This window comes from Candidatus Sphingomonas phytovorans (assembly GCA_029202385.1).
Taxonomy (GTDB): domain Bacteria; phylum Pseudomonadota; class Alphaproteobacteria; order Sphingomonadales; family Sphingomonadaceae; genus Sphingomonas; species Sphingomonas phytovorans.
This window is the reverse complement of record CP119314.1, coordinates 2256747-2282574: the sequence shown is the minus strand read 5'-3', so window position 1 is coordinate 2282574 and position 25828 is coordinate 2256747. Positions and strand designations below refer to the sequence as shown.

Genomic DNA, 25828 nt, shown 5'->3' with positions numbered 1-25828 from the left:
GTCAATCGGCGACATGGTGGGGGCGGGGGCCGCGGCCCGAAAGCCAGGTGAACAGGCCGATATGCTGGTCGACGATCCGCTCCCAGGTGAAGCGCTCCTCGACCAGCCGGCGCCCCCTCTCGCCGGTTTCGGCGAGAGCGGAGGGCTGATCGAGATGATAGGCAAGGGCGAGGGCGAGCGTTTGCGGCGACGTTTCGATCCGGTATGCGCCGCCCGCGACGAAGCCCTCCGGGATGTTGCATGCATGCGTCATCAGGACTGGCTTGCGGTGCGCCCATGCTTCCAGCACGGTCATCGGCATCCCTTCGCTATAGGAGGGGAGGATGAAGGCATCGCAATTGGCATACGCATCCTGCTTTGCCGATCCGAACAGGGGGCCGCTGAATTCGACATTGTCGAGTTCGCGTTCCCGGGCCAGACGGACCAGATGCTGCAGATGGTCGCCATCATCCCATCCAGCAATCTGCAGGACCCAGTCGTTGCGGATGGTCGGTGATTTGGCAGCGGCGATCGCCCATGCCTCGATCAGTTCGGCGATCCCCTTCTTGGGATGGATGCGGCCGAGGAACAGAAGGCGTTTGCGTGTCACGTCGACAGGCTCGGTCGGGACATAGTCTGCTGCCGGCAGCGAGATACCGTTGGGGATGACCGCGATCGGCACGCCCAGGCCGAGGGCCTCGATCGCGTCGGCTTCCGCCCAGCACAACGCGCGGAGAACTCCGGCGGACCGGAGATTGGCGTTTTCGAACGCCCATTTCGCGACGCGTTTCTTGATCTGGCTGTTCCGCTGGGCCCAGGGATCTAGCATGCCGTGCGGGGAGATGACGAGCGCCCCACTATTCTTGCGGTTCCAACTGCGTGCTGCGATGGACGTGTGATTCCACAGGCCGTGCAGGTGAAGGGCATCATACGGGTTGGTGTTGAGTTCCCGGCTCAGGCCTGGAGCGAACCCGAAACGCTTCGGCCCGATCGACGGAAAGGCTCGGAAATGACTGACCTCCCAAGCGTCGCGCGCCATGGTCAGGGCCGGGTCGGTGACGCCGTAGACAGAGACGCTATGGCCGCGTTCCCGCATGAGGTTGGCCGGGAACCTGACCGATTCAAAAAGGCCGCCAGCTTCCGAACTGAGTGACGTGGTAAGGATACCGAGATTCAACGGTGCGATACTGGTCATTACGCTGGCATCCTGCGCATGGCGAAGTCGGCCACGGCGCGAGCGAGAAGCGATGGTTTTGCGCGGGGTGCCGCGACCGCAAAACGCGCGGCGCCGGCCATGCCCTGGCCGAATCGTTCCGGCGCGCATTCGGCCACCAGTCGAACACTTGCCTCCCGCATCGCGCTATCGTCTTCCACGGCCGCGATGTCCTTCATGGCGCTGGCCAGGGCTTCCACGTCGTGCGGCGGAAAGGTGAAACCATTCACGCCATTCCGCACGAGAACGTGCGCGCACCCGCACCGATCGGATACGATCACCGGCAACGCCGCCGCCATCGCTTCGTTCACTACGAGGCCCCATTGCTCGACCGTGCTGGCATGTACGAAACAACCTGCCGTTCCATAATAGGCTGGTAGCTCATCATACTGCCGGAAGCCGGGCATATGCACATGCTGTTTCAGCCCCAGCGCCTGCCGTTGTCGTTCGAGTGACTCACGCAGTTCGCCGTCGCCCAACAAGATCAATGGCCAGTCGGCAGGATCATCACCGCGCCCGTTGCGGAACCGGGCATAGGCTTCGAGCATCAAGGCGAGGTTCTTCTTTGGAATGAAGCGATTCGACGCGAGAAAATATCGGCCGCGCGCACTTTCGGGAAGTGGAACGCCATCATCGCCGGCCGGCATCGACGCAGTCTTGGCAAGAGCCGCTTTCGTGCTGAAATACTCATTGTCGACGACATTGTATCCACGGAAAATCGCGTCGCGCGGTAGACCCAGCGTGCGAAGATATTCAGCCTGGCCGTCATTGGTGCAGAGGCCGGCGGCGAAATATTCAAAGATGCAACGCTTCAAATATTCGGTGCCCCATTTACGCTCGAAATCCCATGGATTGGTTTCCGACATGGCGATGACGGGAATGCCGCGCGCGACTGACCAGCTTGCAAGCGCGAGCGCCATATTCGAAGACCATCCGGGAACCGCGACCGCGTCGGGCCGGAAAGGCGCCACCTTTGCCTCGATCGCGGCAAATATGTCGGCCGGCCGGGCGGCATTCTTGTCGGTGCTCAGGACGACCCGTGCGAGACCGGCGGGCACCTCGGGAGAATCCCACGCGTAGAGCGCGCTGGTCGAGGCGCGTTCGATGGCCAGCACCTCGACCTCACGCGCGGCCGCGTTGAGACGGGCGATGTGGTAGGGGCCGAAATTGTCGAAGGCTATCGCTACGCGAATAGTACCGCTCCCTTGCGCATATGGGGCTGGTATCGCGGTTTTGTTGCAACCGCGAGGGAAACTTCACTGGGCATTGATCGTGATCAGGCCAGTTCCGTCAGGTGACCGCGGAGCGTGGCAGCGGCGGCGGCCCAGGTGAAACGCTGCCCCCGCGCCAACCCTCGCGTAACCAGTTCAATCCGCGTCGAATCATTGGTCAATAGTTCGTCCAGGGCTTCGACATGCTGTTCCGCCCGTACCGGATCGACCAGCAATGCCGCGTCGCCCGCGACTTCCGGTATCGAGGAGGCGGCACTGGCAACCACAGCGGTACCGCAAATCATCGCTTCGATTACCGGAATGCCGAAACCCTCGTACAGCGAAGGAAACCAGACGAGCCGGGCGGCATGATAGAGTGAGCAAAGCGTATCGTCGTCGACATAGCCCGCGAGGATGATGGAGGCCCCGATTGCCCTTGCCTGCTCGATATATTCCGGCTCGCAATGTCCCGGCACCACCAGCGTCAGGTCGGGATGCATCGACCGCAGGCGAGGCCACGCCGCCAGCGCGACCTCGGCGTTTTTGCGGTAGGACAGGCCGCCCGACAACAGGATGAAGGGTTTGTCGTTTACACCGAGGCGCGCCAGTCTGGCTTGACCCGCCGCGTTGGGAGGCTGGAAGAACCTTTCGGTTACACCGTTGTGAACCACACGCAGGCGATCACGCATCGCCGGATAGAAGTGTGCGATACGCTGCGCGGAGAAATGCGAGACGGTGTGGAACATGTCCGCATTGCGTTCCAGCTTGCGGTACAGAACCTGCCATTTTGCTTTCTGGCGAGCGAAGCCGGCGTTTCGGGGCAGGGCGCTTGGCTCGAAATAGGACGCGTCGTGAAGGGTGATGATGCTTTTCGCGCGCCGCGTCGGCACATAGGATTCGCTTGTGCAATAGACGATGTCGGCTTCCGGCCACCAATGTTCAGCGCGGGGGCGATCCGTCGCGATCCACATCGCCTGCTGCCAGGACGTATCGAGCCGGAAATCCAGGTAGCGATAGTCGCTCCATGGTTTTCCGACCTTTGGAATCACATCCTGACGATCCGCTCTGTCGACGAGGAGGCGAATGTCGTCCCGGCCCAGCAGGTGGAGTTGCTCGATGATATTGCGCACCACCCGGCCGGCGCCGGTCGCATTATGGATCCGGCGTAAATGCACATAGGCGAGCAGCTTCATCGCGGCGTGGCTAGCCAATTCTCCAGCCTGATGCCTGCTATCTCATCGAGCGTCGCTGGCGTCAGGGAGCCGCTGTCGGTCAGGCGACGAAGATCATAGCCTGCCTCGATCAGCATGCGTGCCGGGTCGGCGGCGCTGAATCCCGCGCGCTCAGTCAGGGCCGGGCAAACCTCGAAATAGATCGCTGCCGGGCGAATTCCGTTCAGGACATGATGGGCGCCGCGTAGGACCAGCGTCTCATAGCCCTCGACATCGATCTTGAGCAGGCCGACTGCGGTGATCCCCTGTTTCGCGACGAAGCTGTCCAAGGTGGTCGCCGGTACCTCCGCTGTATTGCCGCCGGTATCCTTGCTGATGCTGGCCGTGCCGCGCGCGACCGGATCATTGTCGAACATCACCGTCCCGTCCGCATCGGACACGGCATAACGATGGCAGGAGACCTTGTTCGCGGTATTGCGGGCGATATTGGCTTCAAGCGTCTCGAATGTGGTGGGATTGGGTTCGAACGCATGGATTGCCCGGTCCGGGAATCGGCGAGCGAGCAACAAGCTGACCAATCCAATGTTGGCGCCCACGTCGATGATTGGTCCAGCGCCGAACGGGCTCTGTTCAAAAAAACGCCGTTCCGCCAGATTGATGAATTCCGGAATGGAATGATATTCGGAAAAATTTGCGAAATTGCCTACCTCGATACCATCGAGCAGGCGCCGGGAAGGATTTCCACCGGTGCGGACCGAACTGGCGATCCATGCCAGGTATTCGGCGACCATAGAGGGATCGCGAGCGAGGCTGGCCGCGTTGCGGGCCATTTTGGAGCCGAGGCCTGCCATTTCAGGCGAAACCTTCGGACCGGATGTTGTGGGCATGGTCCATTGTAAGATCCTCCTGTGACCGCGCCTATATTGACCGGAGTACGATCTGTCCCGTCTCAATTTCCACGACGGCGACCGTCGGGATCAGGGCCACCGATACGACATTGTTTTCAACCATCGCGTGAAAATTCACGCAAGGCGGCGACGAAGGTCTTTCCCCATCTCTCCTCATCATATGCGTTGAACTCGGCGCGCGCCGACCGGGCCATCGCCTCCCGTCGAGGCCGATCGCCAACGATTTCCAGGATCGCGTCGGCAAGCGCGTCGACATCGGTCGGCGGCACGATGATGCCGCTTTCACCGTCCCTGAAATCGACCCCGGCTTCGTGCGTGGCCACGATCGGGAGGCCGGCCGACATCGCCTCCAGCACTACACCCGCCGATCCCTCCGCCAGCGAGGGAAAGGCGAGGATATCGGCGCGCAGGAACTCTTCCCGCATCCGATCGCGCGAGACATGGCCAAGCACTTCGATATTCGGTGCCTGAAGCTGTGACGCCGCCGCCGCAGTCACACCACCGGCGAAGACGAAACGGACCGATGGATCCAGGCGCGCGATCCGGGCTGCCGCAAGTGCGAGATACTGTGGTCCCTTACGAAGCTGAATCGAGCCTGCGAAAAGCACACGTTTCGGAATCGGCTCGTTGGCCTGGGAGAAAGTGAGGCTGGAGCCATAGCGGACGAGCCGGCACTTGGCGCGGGCCGCCGGATCATAGGCGGCCACATCGTCGATCACGCTTTGAGACGGGCAGAAAAGGCCATCCGACCGTTCGATCATCACTTTGCTGACTGAATCGAGGATCGCGGCTGCATCGGGTGAATAGGGCGTTTCGTGCCATTCGGGAAACTTTGCCGATTCCCGGTTCACCACACGATGTGCCGATGGCATGATGAATACGTCGGAGACGAACCGCGCGCCATGAGCCACGAGCTCCTCGATCTGGTCGCCACCCGCAAAATACTGGGAATAGACGACGTCAGCCTCACGCAGATCGCGTGCACGGAAATTCCAGCGCTCGCGTTGATTCGGCGCCTGCCTCTTGGCGATCAGCGCGGCGAGGCTGAGTCGTTGCAGCATCGATCCGGGCAGATCGGGAACGACACGGCGCAGGAGAGAGCGTGCTTTCGGATTCAGGCCTGCCGCTGCGGCGAGAAGCCGGTGTTCGAACGAGCCGTCAGGTATCGCGAAGTCGGTATAGAGTCGCTGCAGCGCGTCGGCCTTGTGGAGAAAACGCGCAAGAGCATAGCCGTGCCGGGCACCTGGCTGTATCAGTAGCGTTCGCACTGTAAGTCAGTTCCCGGCGCGGCCGCTGCTGGTTCCGTCCCGGGCGAGGTCGCCGGACTTCACGAACTGCTCTGAAGCTGCAGGGCGAGTTGCAGGCGCCTGTTTTCCTCCGGCGTGATCCGGGCATAGCGGAACGGCAGCCAGACCACGAGGAACAGGAAGGGGAGCGCAGCTACGAATTCAGCGAAGGAATGGGTGATGGCATGCAAACCGGTGCTGAGCATCGAAACATATAGATACTGACCGCGCAGACCGCCGGCCAATGCCAAATTCAGTGTCCACCCGTAAAAGAACCCGAGTATGATGAAGCAAAAGACACCGAAATACCAGAAGGCGAGGAATGTATCCGAAAAACCCGTGCGCGTGGCACCGTTGGCAAAATACCGGTTGCGCATTGGATTGTCGTCGGCGGTCATCATCATCAGCGAATTTTTAGAGTCGCGTCCGAAAATGAAGGCGGGGAAGTAACGTCCTACCATGCCGTTGGAGATCGCGGCGAAGGGGTAATATTCTCCGAGCTCGGTTGCAATCGCGATGTCGGTGACCGCGCCATTTACCTCGGGTGCCTTTTCAGTGTTCTTGCTGTTCTCGCCTGTAGACTGTGCGATCAGTTCGGATGAAGTGAGGGCGCCGACCAACGATGAATCGTTGTTTTTTACATAGCCGCGAATCTCGCCTGCGTTGTTCACGATGAACGCGCCTATCAAACAGCCAGCGAGCAGGAGGATGCGAGGCGGGACGATCTTGCGTACCAGGAACAGGCTCCCAAAGATGATGATCATGAACTCGAAGATGAACTCGCGCTTCACCGCGATGAAGAGAACAGGAGCGAAAACGGCGGTGGCGATACAGAACAGGATGAGGGCGAACCTGTTCTTCGTGCGCAGATAGATCAGGAATGTCAGCGCGGCGCCGAAGACGAGACATTGTGCCAGCGTGGCGTAAACGATGATGATGCCGGTCCAACCTGCTTCATAGGTGGTCGTTTCAGCCATCCGTGACATCATGACATAGGCGACGGCACCGACTGCGATCAGGACGATGCAGGCCTGCGCCATCCGCTTCTCGCTGTACATGGTCGCGATTTCGGCGGTCTTCGACTTGATGGCTTGGACACCCATGCCCCTTCCCGCGATATAGCCACCGACAAGGAAGATGATGCACAGGATCACGTAGTTCCAGGTCAGCGTTGGATCGAATCCGCCGGCCAACCCGAGGCGTTCAACCGCCCAGGCCTGGGGGAGGAACCATACGGCGAGGAACATGCCCACCACATAGGGATATTCGAAAACGCTGCGTGGCCGGATAAAGGGCACGACACCGAGGGCGAAGATGAGCCCCGACAGGATGATGAGGGAGATGCTCACAGGGCCCTCGACACCGTTGCCACGGGTCTATCGCCTTGAGAGGAAGGCGAGTTCGCCTTCGGCAAGATCGGCTCGGACCGCAATGAAGTTCGCCTGAATGAAATTGTCCAGAGCCGGGGCATACGCAAAATACTCGATTCTGTCACGTAGCAGACGGCCGATCCGCATCTGCGGCGTCAACGCGATGAAGAAATCCCGAAGGAAGGTTCGCGAGTAGATCGACATATAATTATATTCGAATTGAATCACGTCGATGCCGCCGGACGCGAGCAGGCTCTGAAAGCCTTCGATCACCTTCAGGTCATGGCCTTCGGTGTCGACCTTGAGGAATCGGATATGGGGAATGCCGAGTTCCGTGCAGATATCAGCGCCAGTGCGGCGTTGCACCTCGACCACCTGACCCGCCATCTCCAGATCCTTGCCGATCGTTTCGATCGACGAGAAATGCGAATTGCCTGGGGTATAGTTGATCTCGACCGTTCCAGCCTCGTTGGAGAGGGCATAGGGGAGGATCTCCGCACCCTTGCCCGCTATATTGGCGGTCAGTTGTTCGCGGACCGGCGGTACGGGTTCGAAGGCGACCAGCCTTGCGCCGGGCGCGTGGTCTAGAACGAGCCGGCTCCAGTCGCCGACATTCGCGCCAACATCAAGGAACACCGAGTCCTTCTTCGGCGCGCGTTTCGCGAGCGTCTCGACCAGCCAACGCTCGCCGTTAATATCGATATCGGTCTCGGCGTTGCTCCACGCCATCACATAGCGTCGGCAGAAGGTGTAGAGTGGACGGCTCAGCGGTGCCCGGGTTGCCGCATGCCAGGACATCAGCTGGCGGATCTGTTTGGCGATCACGCAGTATTTCCTAACCGATCCAAGGCGCTATCGACGCAACGCGGTCGTCCCAGCTTTCGAGGTGCGGGTCTCTTCCCCCCTCGGCGGCCGTCTTAGCAGAGCGGATCGATCGATCAAGCGCATCACCCGGCGCCACGACAAAAACGCCGGCCTGTCGTGCGATCTGGTCGCAGGCGTCGGTCGCGATGATCGGTTGGCCGATCGCGAGATGGTCCCATAGCCGCATCGGCGAGCAGAAATGGTTGAATCGCGTCGGAGCATAAGGGATCACCGCAATGTCGATCCCCGCCATCCACGCGTGGATTTCGTCGTGTGGCCGGGCGCCAAACCAGTGCACCTTCGGATTGGCGCGCAACCGCCGGATATATCCGTCCGGGTCAGGACAATCCTGCAGGGGGCCGACCAGTGCCAGCGATCCGACCTCTTCGGAACCGGCGAGGCGATCCAGGAAATGGAAGTCGATCCGGTCGTTGAAGACGCCGACGGTGCCGAAAACCGGCCCGGGCAATGCGGCAAGCTCAGATGGTTTGGGGGAGCCGTCGGCAAATCGCGGTTCGGAAGCGTTGGGCGCAACGATGCAGGCGGCTGGATCAAGACCATATTCTTCGATCGCCCGATCACGCAGCGCAGCGCTTACGAATATCGAAAGCGTGGCGATTCGGCAGAGGTCCGCCTCCTGCGCGATCGCGGCTGCGCCACCCCAGCCCGCATAGCCGCGATAATCGTCGGAACAATAGTAGAGAATCCGGGCGCGGCTACGCAGCCGTCTGGCGAGCGGCAGATAGTGGAACGAGGTAAAGATCGCCGTGTCGATCGAGCTCCCACGCGACTTGGCCAGTTCCTTCGCCCGGCGACCGAGCATGGGCATTGCAAGCATTGACGCTCGAGTGGCCCAGCCTGGTGGCAGCGCCACGGGAATCAGTCCTTCCTCGTCAGCCAGCGCGCCGCGCGTACCGAAGGGGCGGGGCGCGAACAATAGTGTGTCCGGGTGGCGCCGACGGAGCGCCTGGCCGAATTTCCGGCGCCAGATCGTATTGACATCGAACTGGGCGATCATGACCAGGCCTCGAATCGAGACTTGGCGGCACGGGCCCCGGGAGGCTGGATGGCCAAGCGTATTGCTGAATATACGCGGGTCATTCGGCTTTCAGATGGCGTCCGCCGGACGATGCCTCCTCGATCTTAATCTCGGGTCTCGACGCCATCAGTGCGAATCCTGCGGCGAGGATGGCGGCGATCGTGCTGGTACGTGCCGGATAATCCACGAGGCTATGCCCGAGAATGGCGGCCGTCGCGACGACCGCAGCGCGATCCAGCCTGTTGGGCGCGCGCGCGAACCAGATCGTTGTGGCGCGACTGAGCCACCACAACAGCATGCTGGCAATCAGCAGCAGCCCGACCAAGCCACCTTCAAGGACGAGTTCGATATAGTCCGAATGGGAATGGTTGACGAAGACGTTGGTGACCTGTCCGGGTTCTTCGAACAGTTTGAAGGCGGGCACGAAACTTCCCGGGCCGCTTCCCAGAGGAAAGAAGTGGAGTGCTGCGTTCGCCGCGACCTTGTACATCGCTGGTCTGGACAATTGATTCTGCGCGAACATCGGATCTACGACTGTCGTGGGGCCGAAGATGACGACGGTTGCAAGCGCCGCGAGCGACACCACCAGGATTGCGGTACCGATATAGCGCGCCGGCCCCAGCGAGCGGGGACGGGCGATCGCCCAGCTCGCCACGGTGACGGGCAATGCCAGGACATAGGCGGCGTAGGATTGGCAGATGGCGATGCCCATCAGGAACATCGCCGCCATCGCCGCGAAGAGCAATTCCCGGCCTTGCCCCTTCGATCCGGCCGACTTCTCTGAACTGGCCAACGAAGCCACGAACGGAATGGCACACAGCATCAGAGTCGCCTGATGGTTCGCATTCGCCATAAGGCCGATCGGCAGGTCCTGATTGCTGGTGGCATAGAAATAGAGCGAGGAGTTGTTGCTGCTGATCAACTGTGCCACGCCGAGCAGCAACGATGCCAAGGCCACAAGCGGAATGAGCCACCGCAAACCATTGGAGTCGGCAGCCGGCCGCGACAAAATTGCGGTCCCGATGGCCAATGGCGGTAGCAGCGACGCGAGATGCGCGATCGTGCCTGCCGGATTCAGCGACAATGGCAGCCAGGGAAACGCGCTGCCTCCCGCGCTCAGCCTTTGCTGAAGGAGATCGCGACCCGGCGCCAATGTCCAGATCGATGGGGGCAAGGGCAATAACTGCAGGGCAGCCCAGCCTATCCAGCAGAGCATTATCGTGATGAGGACTTTGGCCGAGCGCGACAGTGGTGTGTTCGCCAGGCGGGACACGCTATATCCGAGCACGAGGGTAGCCACGAGTTGCAACGCCGCGTTGGCAAGCGAACCCCCGCTGCTTGAGCCGCCCAGCAGCATGCAGAGTGCCATGAAACCGGGAATCAGCAATTGCCCGGTTATCGTGGCCGGTGTCTTCGGCGTCGAACGGGTCGAGCGGCGAGGGGAGGATCTTGGTTTCATGTCGTCATTTCACCAGTTCGATCGCAACCGAATCGAACAGAGCGCTGGCGGTGCGCGGGAATTCGGTGGGCGAACCGGTAAGTGCCAGCCGCTGGGCGCCGCAATTGGCAGCAGGAATCTGGAACTGCATCGCGTAGCGCTGCCTGTCGCCCTTCAGGCCGGTGATCTTCAGGCTCTGCAACGGTTCGTTGCTACTCGGACAGGTCACCGTCCAGGCAAGCTGGTTGTTGTCGTCCGAGCCTGATGCGATCGTCGACAAGCGATACTGGCCGGGGGACAGTAACAGCGTTTGTTCAGCGAGGATTGCTGCGTTGCCGCCAAGATAGGAGACGTTCAGCCCACGCGGCGCGCGGATCTCGCTCGATCCCTCGGTGCCATCGGTCAATTGCCAGTTGAAGGGCAACGGCCCCGGCATCTTCTCGAAGCGCGGATCGTACACGGGACCCAATTGCTTGAGCGACGATTCCGGCAGGAAATTGATCCACGCCAGATAGGCGCGCTCATATTCCTTGCTCTTCAATAGGGACTGCAACAACGCCGACTGCTCGAACAACACTTGTGACTTAGCGGAATCCTGAGGGGTCAGCTGATAGATGACGTCAGGCGATACGCCCTGCTGATTGAGCGCATAGAGAAAGGCGGCACGCCAGGGCGGGTTGGATGCAAGCTTGCGGGCTAGGGGGACGTGGCTCGCCGGATCACGCACGATGCCTGCCATGGCGTTGATCAAGCCGCTGGTGCCAGGCGGACCAATTCTCACCAGTCGATCGAAATGCTCGATCGCGCTGCCGAAATTACGGTTGCGTAGATCCTGGTCCATGATCCAGAGCCTCGCCCGCAGTGCGCGTCCGTCACTGCGGATCGCCAACGTCATCAAGGCACGTGCGCGGACAGTGTCTCCCTTCTTGTCAGCGGCAAGCCCGAGATAGGTCAATGCCACCGGATCGAGCGGCGCTGCCGCGAGCAGCCGCTCGGCTCGGCCGGTATCCTTGATGGCGATATTCGTCCCGTTCGCTGGCGCCAGCTCCGCCGTCAGATCGCGGCGTAACGCCGTCGTGCTTCCCTTGGCGAGCCCGGCAATGCCGTTAGGGCGTGCGTCGCTCACCGAGAGGCTGACGATATTGGGCACGACCACCGTTAGACCGGCCACTACGCCTGCCGCGCCAAGAAGCGCGAACGTAATCGATCTGGCTGTGCTTCCCCCTCTTGCCGCCATCGCGTTTACGACATCAGCTCGATGCGCCGCTGCCGATCCTTCTCGTTCTCGCCCTTGTCGGCGCCGTAGCCGTAGCTGTAGCCATAGCCGTAGCCATAACCATAGCCATAACCCTCGAATTTCGGGTTGAACTTGGTCAGCACCACACCCATCACCCGCGCACCGGCAGCGCGCAGATGCTTGATCGAGTTCATCGCCGCCGGCCGACGGATCGCCCCGGATTCGATGATCACGACAGTCCCGTCACATGCGGCGCCGAGCAGCGGTGCGTCCGCTAGGCCGAGGATCGGCGGTCCGTCGACCACGATCAGGTCGAAGCGCTCGCGCACGATTGCGAGCAGGCGGGGCAGGTTGGCGCTGGCCAGCAATTCCGCCGGATTTGGGGGGATCGGGCCGCTTGGGAGCAGGTGGAGGTTCGTGACGTTGGTCGACAGGATCTTGGGCTCGGACAAATTCCCGCCTGCGAGAAGCGCGGACAACCCGGTCGTATCGCCTTCCTTGGCGGTGAAGGAGGGCTTGCGCATGTCGGCGTCGATCAGGAGTACCTTCAGTCCGACCTTGGCGAAGCTCTGCGCTAGGCCAAGCGCGGAGCTCGACTTTCCTTCCGACGGCTTGGTGCTGGTCACCAGCAGGACGCGGGGCGTACCTTCCGGCGACGAGAACTGTAGTGATGTCCGGGCGGTGAAGTAGGCCTCGGATATCTTCGACCGTGAGATCGACAGTTCTTCGATAAGGGTCGTGTCGCGTGTCAGCTTGGGGATCACGCCCAGCACGCTGACCTTCAGCTTCGACTCCACATCCTCCGGCACCTTGATGGTATCGTCGACATATTCGATCGCAAGGATAACGGCGATGCCGAGCAGGGTGCCAATCAACAGCCCCACTATGAGATTGGCAGCAAGCCTTGGGCTGAACGGCCCGCCCGGCGGAATCGCGTGATCGACCACCGAAGCCTGGCTCTCGCCAATGCCGCCGGCGACGCCGATCTGCTTGTACCGTTGGAGCAACGCGTCATAGAGCGAGCGGTTGGTGTCGACCTCGCGCTGCAGGATATTGTACTGGATGCTGCGGTCGCGCAGGTCCAGCACGGAGCCCTTCAGTTCGTTCACCCGGCTCTTGAGCGCGTTCTCGCGGGAAAGCGCAGCCTCATATTCCGAGCGCAAGGCGGTCGAGACCGCGCCCCGTTCGCGGGCGAGCTGGCTGTCGAGCACAGCGATCCGTGCCTGCATGTCCTTCATCTGGGGAAAGTCGGGTTTATAGATACCCAGCTTTTCCTGATATTCTGCCGACAGGCGAGTCTTCTCGCCCTGCAGAGCTGTGATCGTCGGGTTCTGGACCGTCTCGGTCGTGGTGCCGTTCGAGCGGGATTCCTTGTATCGACCCTCTGCCGCCATCCGCGCATCCTGCGCGGCTGACAGTGATCCGTTCAGCGCAGTGAGTGAGGATGCATCAAGCGACGTTCCAGCGCTCGCGCGGCCGTCCGGTCCAGGCGCGCCTTCGATATTCACGATGCCCTGCTGGCGTGCATACGCCACGAGCTGGCGTTCGGACTGATCGAGCGCCAGCTTCACGGCGGTGATACGCTGCTGGAGGAAATTGCGGGCATAGGCGGTCGCGTCGTAGCGCCGCTCCAGGCCGCTCGAGATGAAGCTGTCGGCGAACGCATTCGAGATGCGGGCAGCCTCGTTGCGATCGGGACTGACGAAATTAACGCTCATCAGCCGGCTGGTGCCGACCGGCGCCACGCTCAGGCCACCACGCAGCCGCGAGACGGCAATATTCTCCCGCGCCTCACGCGGCAGCGACTGCGGCGCATAGGCTGGATTGGACGCGAGGTTCAGGCGCTGCGCCACACGCACCGCAAGGTCGCGGCTCTGCATCAGTCCGAACTGAGTTGCCATCGAGGCCGGATCGTTGAGAACGACCGGCTCGATCGACGACTCCTTCATGATCTGCGTTTCCTGCCGCTTGATCTCGATCGTTGCCGTCGCCCGGTACAGCGGCGTCGCAAGGAGAGTCAGCGCCGTCGCACCGGCCAGGCCCGCCACGACGAAGGCGACGAACAGCCAGCGCCACTTCAGCAGGATACGCATGACCGACCGAAGGTTCAGTTCGAACTCGGGCGTATCGGTGGGGGGAGGGAGGGCCACCGACGTCGAAAGCGCTCCGCCGGTCTGCGTGGATGGAAGCGAGGTCGGACCACTTCCACGAAAGGCTTGGATCGTATCGGTCATGAGGGGAAGCAATCCATCTTGTCGGTTTCAGCTCGCCGTCTCAGAAAGGCCGGAACAAGGCGAGCAATGGAATTGTCTGCATAACGTTCTTGAACGCGCTCTTCGAGGCAGACCCGTCGACCACGACAATGTCGTCACCGAAGACGGGGGCATCAGCCATCTCGCCACGGCGGATCGACTTCAGGTCGAACGCCGCGGCCTGGCGCTGCCCGTTGATCTGGCGGAAGATGACCACGCGGCGGGGATTGGCATCGTCGGTCGTGCCCTTCGCCATCGCGACGGCCTGCAGCAGAGTCGTCGGGCCGGCGATCGGATAGATGCCCGGCGCCCCGACCGAACCGTCGACAGTGATCCTCGCGCTGGAGGCTGATTTGACGACGACCTGGACCTCGGGGTTGTTGATATATTTCTCGCCAAGCTTCCGCTTGATCTCAGCGGCGAGCTCTGCGGAAGTCTTTCCAACCGCACTGATCTCACCGATCAGCGGCATCGTGATTTTCCCGGTCGCATCCACTGGCAGCTCACCTGAGAGATCGGGGACACGGTAAACGATGATCGATAGCTGATCGAGCGCGCCAATCCTGTATTCCACATCCGGTGCCGCCGCCACGGGCGCGTCCGGCCGGCCGAAGTTCTTGACCTCATAGGGAATGGAGCCGCCACGTCCCGTCGAGCAACCTGCGAGGATAACGGGGACGAGCAGAGCCACGACCATCGTGCGCAGACGATGCAAGATTGTCATTTCGAATATCCTACGCGTGGCGAATCGCGACGAATAATCGCCGCCGGTCTATGTGGTTACAGGCTCCGGGACCTTTAACCGCGCGGTCTCGTGCGTCAACCCTGCTGCGGGGCAATGTGGCTGCGGAAAGGTCTTGTTCGGAGGGGTTCCTGCATGACTGAAATCAGGCTGTAGCCGGGCCCGTCCGCAACGTGTCGCTATTATCCAAAAACCAGCGATAGGTGTCGGCAATTCCCTCCCGCAAGGGACGATGCGCGTTCCAGCCCAGGCTGTTCAGCTTGCCAGTATCGACCAGCTTGCGCATCGTGCCGTCCGGTTTGGATGTGTCGAACACCGTATCGCCGCGGAAGCCGACGATGTCTCCGACCATCCGGGCAAGATCGCCGATGCTGATCTCTTCACCCGACCCAACATTCACGATCTCCTCACCCGAATAGTGCTTGGCGAGAAAGACCAGAGCGTCAGCGAGATCGTCGACATGCAGGAATTCACGAAGCGGCGCACCGCTGCCCCAGACCGGGAGTGTCGTCGCATTCGCAAGCCTGGCCTCGTGCGCCTTGCGGATCAGCGCAGGCAGCACATGACTTCCCTGCAGGTCGAAATTGTCGAACGGACCGTAGAGGTTGGTCGGCTGGGCAGAGATATAGTCGCAGCCATATTGCCGGCGATAGGATTGAGCGAGCATGATTCCCGCGATCTTGGCGATCGCATACCATTGGTTGGTCGGTTCCAGCACCCCCGTCAGCAACGCGCCTTCGCGCATCGGCTGCTCAGCGTGCTTGGGATAGATGCACGACGATCCGAGAAACAGGAGCTTCGCGGCGCCGGTACGACGCGCGCCCTCGATCACGTTCGCCTCGATCATCATGTTGTCGTAGAGGAACTCCGCCGGCAGCCTGTCGTTCGCCGATATTCCACCTACCTTGGCGGCGGCGAGGAAGATCAGGTCGGCCGGGTTCGCCGCCATCCATGCGAAGGTTGCCGCCTGATCGCGCAGGTCGACCCGTGCCGCCGCGGTCACGATCTCGCACTGTTCGGATGTCAGTCGGCGGACGATCGCGCGACCGACCATGCCGCGCTCGCCCGCCACCCAGATGCGTCGGCCGGCCAGGGAAAACAATTCGCTCATCGTGGTGCCGTCGATTCCTGTTCGCGTTGAAGGCGATGCGCGCCTTACAGTAATTTCTCGTATTCGCCGATAATTTGCGCGCGCGGATAGCCGCCCGCATAGGCGCTCGCAATCTCGCGAGCGCGCCAGTCGCCGGCGCGCCATTCAGCGAGAAAGTCCCGGACGATCTCCGCGGCAGTCGACGCGTCGTCGAGCGGGATGATCCTGCCCAGCCGGCCCTTGCCGAGAATTTCGGGGATCGCGCCGACACCGGTTGCGATGAAGGGCCGTCCGCGGCTCAACACCTCCAGGGCGACGAGGCACTGGCCCTCCGATATCGAGGGGTTGATGAAGGCGTCGCAACTGTCGATCGCGGCGGCAACCCCTTCGCGCGGGGCTACGCCGTGGAAGGTGACGGCAAGGTTCCTGTTATTCGCCATGCTCCGCAGCCCGGCTTCGTCGCTGCCTCCGCCGAACATATGGAGTTCGACAGCGCTTGCCTGCAATTTCTCTACAATATCGAGCAGATAGAACAGGTTCTTCTGCGCGACGAACCGGCCCAGGAAGCCGAGGCGAAACGGGCGCTCGCGTGATGGTTCGGCCGGTTCGACGGCGGCTGGCGGCGGAATATAAGGGACGAGGTGGATCGGCCCGGTAAAGTTCATCTCGCGCAGATCGTCCGCGAATTCCTGGCTCTGGACGAGAATCCTGTCTAGTCCCCGACATATCCAGGCTGGCATACCCTCCGGCCACATCTCACGCGGGCGGTAGGGGGTGACGTAGATCGTTTCGGTCGGGTTTGGGCGCCTGGCCCGAGCTCTGTCGACGATGCGTCTGAAAAGTGGTTCGGGCGGGATCTTCGCAAAGACGATCCGGTCCGCCTTCGCCAGGTGCCGGCCGTGTTGCGCGTACAGCAAGATGTCGGGGAGGCCGAAGCGGCACCCAGCACGCAGACTGGCCCTTAATACCTTGGTTCCGGTCCGTTCGATGTCGCGGAACTCAGGGAGATCAAGCGCCCAAACCAGCATCGATCGTTCGTCGCGACCGGCGGGCAGATTGGTCAGCAGGTCGAACAGGAACGCTTCGATCCCGCCAACGGCCTCGAAGCCGCCAACATAGAAAACGACGCGTTCCGGTTGCCTTGCGCTGTCGGTACTGTCAGCCATTGGCCGGAGCAGCGTCCCGTTTGCGAAAGACCGATATCATCGATTTCGCGAGGACAGGTACACGCCCGACCCGATAGAAACCGATCTCGTCGAACCCGGCGGTGTCGAACAGTGTGGCGATCGTGCCGCGGCTCCAGAACTTGATATGTCCCCCCTCCCACAAAGCGGTGAAATGGGATTCCATCTTGCCGCTCGCCGCGAGCGCGAGGTTCTTCAGATAGCTATGATAGGGGGTGCTGATGATCGCGATCCCGCCCGGTTCAAGCAACTGGCCAATGACCTTGGCATAGCGCCGCGGCGAATAGACATGTTCGGCGACTTCGAGGCTCAACAGTGTATCGAAGGTGCCAAATCGCGCGCGCAGATCTTCTTCGGATGAGCCGAGTTCCAGCCGGCACTCAGGATATTGGCGCTGGGCGATCTCCATCCCGCTGATCGAGGGATCGACACCCGCAACCTTGTAACCGCGCTTCGCCAGCATCGCCGCTGTCGTACCGTTGCCGCATCCCAGCTCGAAAATCGGTCCGACGGGCCGTTCCGCGAGAATCTTCAATAGCGTCGGGAACAGGTAGGAATGCGTATGGGCGGATTCGCTGTCCTCATATGCATAATTCTGCAGTGGCGTTGACATGTTTATTCCATTCGCCGCGCGTTGCACATCATGATGGGCTGTACCGACAAACGAAACGATCAGCCCTTGATCGCGTAGAGCGAGCTTGGCCGCTCTTCGTCGGGGCGCCGGCTTTCGGCCTCGCGCGCAACGGACTTCAGATCCTCGCGCACCATTTCGGAGACAAGCTCGGCGAGCGTGGTCGTGGCTTCCCAGCCGAGCACCCTCTTGGCCTTGGCGGGATCCCCGATCAGCAGGTCGACCTCGGTCGGACGGAAATAACGAGGATCCACCTTGACCAGCGTCTTGCCTGTCCTAGTGCAACGGCCGACTTCATCGATACCCGTGCCGCTCCAGTCGACGCTGATCCCGACTTCGGCGAAGCTCAGTTCCACGAAGGAGCGGACGGTTTGCGTCTGACCGGTCGCCAGCACGAAATCGTCGCCCTTGTCCTGCTGGACGATGCGCCACATGCCTTCGACATAGTCGCGTGCATGACCCCAGTCGCGCTTGGCATCGATATTGCCCAGCCACAGCATGTCCTGCAGCCCGAGATGGATGGCGGCGACGGCGCGAGTGATCTTCCGGGTGACGAAGGTCTCTCCGCGCAACGGGCTCTCGTGGTTGAACAGGATGCCATTCGAGGCGTGCATGCCATAGGCCTCGCGATAGTTCACCGTGATCCAATAGGCGTAGAGCTTCGCTGCGGCATAGGGAGAGCGCGGATAGAAGGGCGTCGTCTCGGACTGCGGCACTTCCTGGACGAGGCCGTACAGTTCGGAGGTCGATGCCTGATAGAAGCGCGTGGTCTCGTGCAGGCCGAGCAGGCGGAGCGCCTCGAGCAGGCGGAGCGTGCCGATCGCATCGGCATTAGCAGTGTACTCAGCGGTGTCGAAGCTGACTTGGACATGGCTCTGGGCCGCGAGATTGTAGATTTCGTCCGGCTTCACTTCCTGCACGATCCGGATCAGGTTCGTCGAATCCGTCATATCACCATAATGCAGGTGGAGACGCGCGCCCTTTTCGTGCGGATCCTTATAGATATGGTCGATACGCCCGGTGTTGAACGAGGAGGAGCGACGCTTGACGCCGTGCACGTCATAGCCCTTGGACAGCAGCAGCTCGGCCAGATACGCGCCGTCTTGTCCGGTGACGCCGGTGATCAGGGCGGTCTTGGTCATGTGATAAAGCTCCAGGGTTGGTGCGAATGCAATCGCGCGACTTCAGTCCGCCTTACCAACTTGGGGGATCGGGTCCAGTTCTAGTGTTCGATGAGTCCCTTTTTCCGACCCGACCCCGGATGATAGCGGCTTCCTGAACCTCACGCGCTTCGACCAGGCCAGAGCGGGCCCTTCGACAAAGCGGTAGATGAAGGTTGCCGCTGCGGTGGAGACGGCGGCACCGATCACGAACATCACGATCCAGGGCGGGTCCAATTGGTGGAGCACTGGCAGAACCGTGACGATCACCAACAAATGGACGAGGTAGAGCGAGTAGGAAATCTTGCCGAAGAAATCGAGCACGGGATTGTAGAAGTTCGCATACATCACGATCAGGATCGTGATCAGCGCAACGATCGAGATGTCCAGGGGCGCCTTGAAGAAGAGGGCGACGACCGAAATTGCGATCACGGCGGCAAATGTCGGTAATTTAACCAGTTTTTCCCAGTAAAGGAACGTCGCCATGCCGACCATGAACGACGGCAGATAGGCGAAGATGATCTCGCGCTGGCCAAGCGGCAGCCGCTCGGCCGGGAAATAGCCCGGGATGTAGAGCCACATGCACAGCGCACAGGCAAGGGCGATGGGTAGCGGATATTTCTGCAGGACCGGAAATATCAGGCCAATCGTGATGTAGAACTGGAATTCGGTGCACAGCGTCCAGAACACGCTCAACAGCCATTCTTTGTGCAGCAACGGCGCGATATAGGCGAAGTGCCCAAGGACTTGTATTATATCAATGTGATATGGAGTATTTTTAAGGAGACCGAGCAGGACGTTGAGCGCCAGCGTCAGGCCGACCACGACGAAGAATGGTGGATCCACCCGCACGAAACGCCGGGCGATGAACACCGGGAAGTCCTGGATCCGGTATTTCGATTTCTGCAGCGAATAGGGCAGCACGAAGCCAGAGATGAAGAAGAAGATCGTGACGCCGTAATTGCCGAGGATCCCGAACGCGGCAACGGTGGCTGGCGCGCCGACATAGGGCGTTGCCACGAGGTGATCGAACAGCACGGTAAGCGAGGCAATGCCACGAAGATTGTGGATCGATTCGATGCGATTGCGGGGGCGTTGCGGCTTCACGGCAGCGCTCGCTCCGATAGCCGGAGTGGTCGGTTCACTCATCAAATCCCCCCACGCCGTACCGCCAGAATCCTGGCGCGGCGGCGTCTCGGCTAAGGGATCACGATAAGCGAGTCCAGTCTCAGCCGGCGAGGCGCAATGGCTCGGGGCGGAACTGGCCGCGGGGCTGGTCGGGCCAGATGCCGCGCGTATCGTAGACGATCTTGTCTGCGCGCTCGTCGAGTGGGACGGATTTGAACATGTCGTGATCGACCAGCACGATCATGATCGGGCAGATTTCGATTGCGGTATCGAGGTCTGTCAGGTGTGCACCGGTGTCGTCGAAGGCGGCTGGCAAGGTCGCTGCATAGGGTTCCACGACATGCAGCCGGTCGCCGAAGCGAGCAGCAAGGGCGGCAGCCACCTTCAGCGCAGGGCTCTCGCGGAAATCGTCGATATTCGCCTTGAAGGCGAGGCCGAGGCACGCGACCGGCAGGCCGGGATGTTCGGCGACCATCGCCTCCGCGCGCGCGATCACATAGTCGACCTTGGCATCGTTCACTTCGCGCGCGGTGCGGATCAGCGGCGTGTTGGCGCGATCGGCATGCACCAGAAACCAGGGGTCGACCGCAATGCAATGCCCGCCGACGCCAGGTCCGGGCGACAGGATATTGACGCGCGGATGGCGGTTGGCGAGGCGGATCACCTCCCAGACATCGACGTCCATCGTATCGGCGACTCGGCTCAGTTCGTTGGCGAAGGCGATGTTGACGTCGCGGAAGGCATTCTCGGTGAGCTTGGTCATTTCCGCCGCGCGCGATGTGGTGGTGACGCAGGCGCCGCGGACGAAGCGGCGATAAAAGGCCAGTGCCTTGCGCGCGCACCGCGGCGTGATACCGCCGATGACACGGTCATTGTCGATCAACTCGACCAGGATCCGGCCGGGCAGCACGCGTTCCGGGCAATAGGCGATAGCGATGTCAGCGCTCTCGCCAGTCTTGCCCGGTACTTTGAGGTCGGGGCGAAGCTGGGCGAGAAGGTCGCGGACCTTTTCGGTCGTGCCGACGGGGGAGGTGGATTCGAGGATGACCGCGTCACCGGGCTTCAGCACTGAAGCCACGGTCGTCGCGGCCTTGAGGACATAGCCGATATTGGGTGCATGGTCCTCGGCAAAAGGCGTCGGCACGGCGATGACGAAGATATCGGCCGGCTCGATCGTGGTGGACGCGCGCAGATTGCCGCGGGCGACGACGCCGGAGACGAGGCCGTCGAGATCGACTTCCTCGATATGCACCTTGCCCGAGTTGACCGTGTCGACGACCGATTGAGTCACGTCGACGCCAAGCACTTTCGCGCCGGTCCGGGCGATCACCGCTGCCGTCGGCAGGCCGATATAGCCGAGGCCAAGCACGACGACCTTGAGTTCATTGTCCGAAACCATCGACGCTACGTCCCTGCCAACCCTTTGCGAGAATCCACCGCTTGCGGGTGAAGCATCGCTGACTGGTGTTCCTTGTCGCCGAGGCAGATGAAGATTTCGGAAATGGCGGCAAAGACGAGCTTGAAAAAGCTATCGCTGTGAATTGCGTACCCGTCGCTCCGGCGCGCCGTCCTCGCCGAAGAGTGTCAATTTGCGGGGGCGGTGATCTTCCGGTCTGGATGGGCGCCATACGCCATTCTTGGGGTCCCGGAACAATTCGCGCGAGCAGGTCTTGCATCGAGCGAAGACGTTGCCTTCGAAGACGCGCTTGGACCCGGATGCCGTTCGATGACCGAACACTAGGCACCATAAGCCGAATACCCACATGCGACCCTGTTCCTCCCGCTATCAACAAGACCTGATTCGACCGGGTTCTACCCCGCATCGAACCGCATCGTCTTGAAGGAAAAACGATCTCCCGTCCACGAAGTTACAGGGGTTTCCATTCCCCGCCGCGACTACCCTTGGCTGACCAAACCCAGGCTCTTCCCGACGATGTCGGCCATCCGGGCGCTGCTGTGGCCGTCACCGAACGGGTTGTGCGCGCGCGCCATCGCCGAATAGGCGGACGGTTCGTCAAGCAGCGTCGATACTTCGGCGACGATTCGATCAGCATCGGTGCCGATCAGCTTCGCGGTGCCGGCAACGACACCTTCGGGCCGCTCGGTCGTCTCGCGCATGACGAGTACTGGCTTGCCCAGCGCCGGGGCTTCCTCCTGCACGCCGCCCGAATCGGTCAGCGCGATCTCGCACATGCCGAGCGCACGGACGAAGTGTGGATAGTCGAGCGGATCGATGCGGGCGATGTTGGGTCGGTCGCCCAGCATCTCGTCCATCACCGACACGACATTGGGATTGGGATGGACGGGGAAGAGGATCGCGGTATCCGGCCGATCGGCGATGCGGCTGAGGGCCCGCGCGATATTGGCCATGCCGCCGCCGAAATTCTCGCGGCGATGAGTGGTGACGAGCACGATGCGCTTGCCCGCGAAGCGTCCGGCGACGTCGTCAAGGCCAGCGGCGAGCGACGGATCCTCCTCCAGGCGCGCGCGCGTCGCGTGGAGTGCGTCGATCACGGTGTTGCCTGTCACATGGATCGTCGCCGGGTCGATGTTCTCGCGCCTCAGGGCCTCGGCGGCGGTTTCGGTGGGGGCGAAATGCTGGTCGGCGATCGGCGCGACGATCCGGCGGTTCACCTCCTCGGGCCAGGGCTGCCAGATATCGCCCGAGCGCAGGCCCGCCTCGACATGCGAGACCGGGGTCTTGCGATAGTAAGCGGTGAGCGCGCCGACCATCGCGGTGGCGGTGTCGCCCTGCACGATGACCCGGTCGGGCTTCTCGGCGTCCATCACCTCGCCAAGGCCGGTGAGCAGGCGCGCGGTGAGGCGGTCGAGCGACTGGCCCGGTTCCATCAGGTCGAGATCGATATCGGGGGAAAGCCCGGCGATGCTCAACACCTGATCGAGCAGACCGCGATGCTGGGCGGTGACGCAGGTGCGGACGGTCAGACCCGGCACCTGCTTCAGTGCGGCGACGACCGGGAACAGCTTGATCGCTTCGGGACGGGTGCCGAAGACGACGAGGACCTTGGGGGAGGGAGCGGACATGCGCTCGCCGTAGCCGGATTGGCTTAAGACCAGGCTAACCGCAAGCGGCACAGCCGGGGTCCTTGGGCAGGGCGATCGTGCGAAAGCGGAAGGCCAGCGCGTCGACCAGCAGAAGCCTGCCGGCACTGTCCTCGCCGAAGCCGACCACGCACCGCATCGCCTCGAGCGCGGCCAGGCTACCCAGCACCCCGGTCATCGCGCCCATCACGCCCGCCTCGGCGCAACTGACCTCGGGCCGGTCGGGATCGGCGCCGACGAAGCAGCGATAACAGGGCTTGTCGGTCTCCCAGCCGCGAAACACGCCGAGCTGGCCCTCGAACTGGCCGACGGCGGCGGAGACGAGCGGGATGCATAAGGCAAGCGCCGCATCGGCGACTGCGAGCCGGGTGGCGAAATTGTCGGTTCCGTCGAGGACGACGTCAGCACCGGTGATCAGGTTGCGGGCATTGCCGGCATCGATTCGCGCCCGCCGCGCCTCGATCGCCACGCCGGGATTGAGCCGGGCGACCGCCTGACGCGCCGCATCGACCTTGGCCGTGCCGATATCGTCGCCGCCGAACAAGGTCTGGCGCTGGAGGTTGGAGAGCTCGACGTCGTCGTCGTCGATCACGATCAGCCGCCCGATCCCCGCCGCGGCGAGATACTGGATGGCGGGCGATCCGATGCCGCCGGCGCCGATGATCGCAACCGTTGCAGCGCGAAGCCTGTGCTGGCCGGTGCCGCCGACCTCCTTCAGGACGATGTGGCGCGCATAGCGCTCCAGCTCGGCGTCGGTCAGGCTCATTCGTGCCAGTCGTAGACGATCGTCACGCGGTACCAGAGGTCGGCCGCGCCAGCATGTGGCTGCAGGTTCCCGCGGGCGAAGCTGACGACCAGCCCGGCGCTGTACTGCTCGACCGTAGGGCAATCGATTGCGCGCGGCACGGTTCGCCGGATCGCCCCGTCGGCACCGACCAGGGCGGCCACATCGACCTTGACGACATAATGGCCGTCGGCCGGCTTGGGCGGCGTGCAGCGTCCGGCCGTGATCTCGTCAGCCACGAAACGGGTGAGCGGCGCCGTCATCTGGGGCGACGCGACATAGGGCAGTGGCGCCAGGGTCGACCAGTCGGTCGGTACCGCCGGCGCGGCGGCTTGCAGGAGCAGGAAAAGCAGCATCAGCGCCCAGTCGAGCCGAATCCGCCGGCTCCCCTCACGGTATCGTCCAACGTGTCGACTTCGTCCAGCACGGCGCGTTGGACCGGGGCCGGAACGAGTTGAGCAATCCGGTCACCGCGCGCGATGACGAAATCCTCGCTGCCCAGATTGGCGAGGATCACCTTCACTTCGCCGCGATAGTCGCTGTCGATCGTGCCCGGCGTGTTGAGGCAGGTGACGCCGTGCTTGAGCGCGAGGCCAGACCGTGGCCGGACCTGCACCTCATAGCCGGCCGGAATCGCCATCGCGAAGCCGGTCGCGATCGCGGCGCGGGCCCCGGGGGCGAGCGTGGCCTCCTCAGCCGACACGACGTCCATGCCGGCAGCCCCCGCCGACGCATAGGCGGGCGGCGGGAGACCTTCGCCGTGCGGGAGGCGCTTCAGGGCGATGGAGATCGGGTCGGTCATAATCCCTCAATAGCGTTCGCCCCGAACTTGTCTAAGGGCCTCTTGTCTCGGCGGCCGCGGAAAAGAGCAGCGCCTTCACGAACTCAGCCTGAACGGGTGGCAAGCGCGTCGGCGATCCTTGCCGCCAATCGTCCAGCGACCTCTTCCTTCGGCAGCCGTTCCCAGCTTTCCACGCCATAGGCCGTCACGATATGCACGGCATTGGCGGCCCCGCCCATCACATCGCCCGACACGTCGTTCGCGACGATCCAGTCGACGCCTTTGCGCTCGCGCTTGGCGGTGGCGTGTTCGATCACCTTCTCGGTTTCGGCGGCGAAGCCGATCAGCAGCCCCGGGCGGTGCGGGCTCTTCGCGAGGAGAGCGAGGATGTCGGGATTATCGACGAGATGCAGGACGGGCGGAGCCGCGCCTTTCTTGATCTTCTGTCCGGCAGTGTCGACCCGCCAGTCGGCAACGGCGGCGACCATCACCGCGGCATCGGCCGGCAGCGCCCGCGCGACCGCATTGGCCATGTCCATCGCGGTCTCCACGTCGACGCGGTCGACGCCCGGCGGCGTGGCGAGCGTTACCGGCCCGGCCACGAGCGTCACCCGCGCGCCGAGCGCCGCCAGGGCGCCGGCGATCGCGAAGCCCTGCCGCCCCGACGAACGATTGGCGAGATAGCGCACCGGATCGATCGGCTCATGAGTTGGCCCGGCGGTGACCAGGATATGCGTGCCCGACAGCGTCATGGGTCAGACCGGCAGAGCGCGCTGGATCGCGGCGAGGATCGCCTCGGGCTCGGGCAGCCGGCCGGGGCCGTACTCGCCGCACGCCATCGGGCCCTCGTCGGGCTCAAGCACGGTGATGCCGTCTCCCCGCAGCGTGGCGACGTTGCGGCGGGTAGCGGCATGCCCCCACATCCGCACGTTCATCGCCGGTGCGGCGAGCACTGGCTTGTCGGTCGCGAGCAGCAGGGTCGTCGCCAGATCGTCAGCGATGCCGGCCGCCATCTTGGCCATGAGATCGGCGGTGGCGGGTGCGATCACGACGAGATCGGCCTCGCGGCTGAGCTGGATATGACCCATCTCGGCTTCGTCCTTGAGGTCCCAGAGCGTCGTATAGACCTGGTTCTCCGACAGGGCGGCGAGGGTCATGGGCGTGACGAAATGCTGGCCTCCGGCGGTGAGCACGCACTTCACCTCGATACCGGCCTTGCGGCACAGCCGGGTCAGTTCGCAGGCCTTGTAGGCGGCAATGCCGCCGCCGACGATCAGGAGGATCTTCATCGCGCCA

22 protein-coding genes and 1 pseudogene are annotated in these 25828 nt (G+C 62.5%); all 23 read right to left on the bottom strand.

Annotated elements, in window-relative coordinates:
- Position 1 precedes the first annotated feature (1 nt).
- The 23 genes and pseudogenes from P0Y59_10495 to coaBC all read right to left on the bottom strand — a co-directional run bounded on the left by P0Y59_10495 (position 2) and on the right by coaBC (position 25821).
- Positions 2-1174 (bottom strand): glycosyltransferase, encoded by a 1173-nt coding sequence (locus tag P0Y59_10495; protein WEK02079.1) that lies wholly within the window; start codon positions 1172-1174, stop codon positions 2-4.
- Complete coding sequence (locus tag P0Y59_10490; GenBank protein ID WEK02078.1) at positions 1174-2112, bottom strand: glycosyltransferase; 939 nt, start codon at positions 2110-2112, stop codon at positions 1174-1176. Before P0Y59_10490 ends, P0Y59_10495 begins: the two co-directional genes overlap by 1 nt.
- A 356-nt stretch (positions 2113-2468) precedes the next feature.
- Positions 2469-3596 (bottom strand): glycosyltransferase family 1 protein, encoded by a 1128-nt coding sequence (locus P0Y59_10485; GenBank protein ID WEK02077.1) that lies wholly within the window; start codon positions 3594-3596, stop codon positions 2469-2471.
- Entirely contained in the window at positions 3593-4366 is a 774-nt protein-coding gene (locus tag P0Y59_10480) for an FkbM family methyltransferase (GenBank protein ID WEK02076.1), read from the bottom strand. The genes P0Y59_10485 and P0Y59_10480 overlap by 4 nt, the downstream gene beginning before the upstream one ends.
- Before the next feature lie 212 nt (positions 4367-4578).
- On the bottom strand, positions 4579-5751 hold the full coding sequence (locus P0Y59_10475) for a glycosyltransferase family 4 protein (GenBank protein WEK02075.1): 1173 nt from the start codon (positions 5749-5751) through the stop codon (positions 4579-4581).
- 59 nt (positions 5752-5810) lie between these two features.
- A complete protein-coding gene (locus tag P0Y59_10470) occupies positions 5811-7118 on the bottom strand; it encodes a hypothetical protein (GenBank protein ID WEK02074.1) in 1308 nt (435 codons plus the stop codon).
- A gap of 27 nt (positions 7119-7145) precedes the next feature.
- On the bottom strand, positions 7146-7964 hold the full coding sequence (locus P0Y59_10465) for an FkbM family methyltransferase (protein ID WEK02073.1): 819 nt from the start codon (positions 7962-7964) through the stop codon (positions 7146-7148).
- A gap of 10 nt (positions 7965-7974) precedes the next feature.
- On the bottom strand, positions 7975-9021 hold the full coding sequence (locus tag P0Y59_10460) for a glycosyltransferase (GenBank protein ID WEK02072.1): 1047 nt from the start codon (positions 9019-9021) through the stop codon (positions 7975-7977).
- Between the two features lie 79 nt (positions 9022-9100).
- Positions 9101-10429 (bottom strand): O-antigen ligase family protein, encoded by a 1329-nt coding sequence (locus P0Y59_10455; GenBank protein WEK02071.1) that lies wholly within the window; start codon positions 10427-10429, stop codon positions 9101-9103.
- 76 nt (positions 10430-10505) lie between these two features.
- On the bottom strand, positions 10506-11651 hold the full coding sequence (locus P0Y59_10450) for a hypothetical protein (protein WEK02070.1): 1146 nt from the start codon (positions 11649-11651) through the stop codon (positions 10506-10508).
- Between the two features lie 71 nt (positions 11652-11722).
- Positions 11723-13867 (bottom strand): polysaccharide biosynthesis tyrosine autokinase, encoded by a 2145-nt coding sequence (locus P0Y59_10445; GenBank protein ID WEK02069.1) that lies wholly within the window; start codon positions 13865-13867, stop codon positions 11723-11725.
- 124 nt (positions 13868-13991) lie between these two features.
- Complete coding sequence (locus P0Y59_10440) at positions 13992-14693, bottom strand: polysaccharide export protein (protein WEK02068.1); 702 nt, start codon at positions 14691-14693, stop codon at positions 13992-13994.
- A gap of 163 nt (positions 14694-14856) precedes the next feature.
- Positions 14857-15966 (bottom strand): GDP-L-fucose synthase, encoded by a 1110-nt coding sequence (locus P0Y59_10435; protein WEK02067.1) that lies wholly within the window; start codon positions 15964-15966, stop codon positions 14857-14859.
- Positions 15867-16829 carry a glycosyltransferase gene (locus P0Y59_10430; protein ID WEK02066.1) on the bottom strand — a complete coding sequence of 321 codons (963 nt, stop codon included), beginning with the start codon at positions 16827-16829 and terminating at the stop codon, positions 15867-15869. Before P0Y59_10430 ends, P0Y59_10435 begins: the two co-directional genes overlap by 100 nt.
- 130 nt (positions 16830-16959) lie before the next feature.
- Positions 16960-17598 (bottom strand): class I SAM-dependent methyltransferase, encoded by a 639-nt coding sequence (locus P0Y59_10425; protein ID WEK02065.1) that lies wholly within the window; start codon positions 17596-17598, stop codon positions 16960-16962.
- 59 nt (positions 17599-17657) lie between these two features.
- Positions 17658-18758, bottom strand: a complete 1101-nt coding sequence (gene gmd / locus P0Y59_10420; protein ID WEK02064.1) for a GDP-mannose 4,6-dehydratase — start codon at positions 18756-18758, stop codon at positions 17658-17660.
- Positions 18759-18800: 42 nt separating this feature from the next.
- Positions 18801-19925 carry an acyltransferase gene (locus P0Y59_10415; protein ID WEK02063.1) on the bottom strand — a complete coding sequence of 375 codons (1125 nt, stop codon included), beginning with the start codon at positions 19923-19925 and terminating at the stop codon, positions 18801-18803.
- A 79-nt stretch (positions 19926-20004) separates the two neighbouring features.
- A complete protein-coding gene (gene wecC / locus P0Y59_10410; protein ID WEK02062.1) occupies positions 20005-21303 on the bottom strand; it encodes a UDP-N-acetyl-D-mannosamine dehydrogenase in 1299 nt (432 codons plus the stop codon).
- A gap of 497 nt (positions 21304-21800) precedes the next feature.
- On the bottom strand, positions 21801-22949 hold the full coding sequence (gene wecB, locus P0Y59_10405; protein ID WEK02061.1) for a UDP-N-acetylglucosamine 2-epimerase (non-hydrolyzing): 1149 nt from the start codon (positions 22947-22949) through the stop codon (positions 21801-21803).
- Positions 22950-22983: 34 nt separating this feature from the next.
- Positions 22984-23733, bottom strand: a complete 750-nt coding sequence (moeB, locus tag P0Y59_10400; GenBank protein WEK02060.1) for a molybdopterin-synthase adenylyltransferase MoeB — start codon at positions 23731-23733, stop codon at positions 22984-22986.
- Complete coding sequence (locus P0Y59_10395) at positions 23730-24107, bottom strand: hypothetical protein (GenBank protein ID WEK02059.1); 378 nt, start codon at positions 24105-24107, stop codon at positions 23730-23732. Before P0Y59_10395 ends, moeB begins: the two co-directional genes overlap by 4 nt.
- Positions 24107-24553 carry a dUTP diphosphatase gene (gene dut / locus P0Y59_10390; protein ID WEK02058.1) on the bottom strand — a complete coding sequence of 149 codons (447 nt, stop codon included), beginning with the start codon at positions 24551-24553 and terminating at the stop codon, positions 24107-24109. Before dut ends, P0Y59_10395 begins: the two co-directional genes overlap by 1 nt.
- Before the next feature lie 83 nt (positions 24554-24636).
- Positions 24637-25821, bottom strand: a pseudogene (coaBC, locus tag P0Y59_10385) (bifunctional phosphopantothenoylcysteine decarboxylase/phosphopantothenate--cysteine ligase CoaBC).
- Positions 25822-25828: the final 7 nt, after the last annotated feature.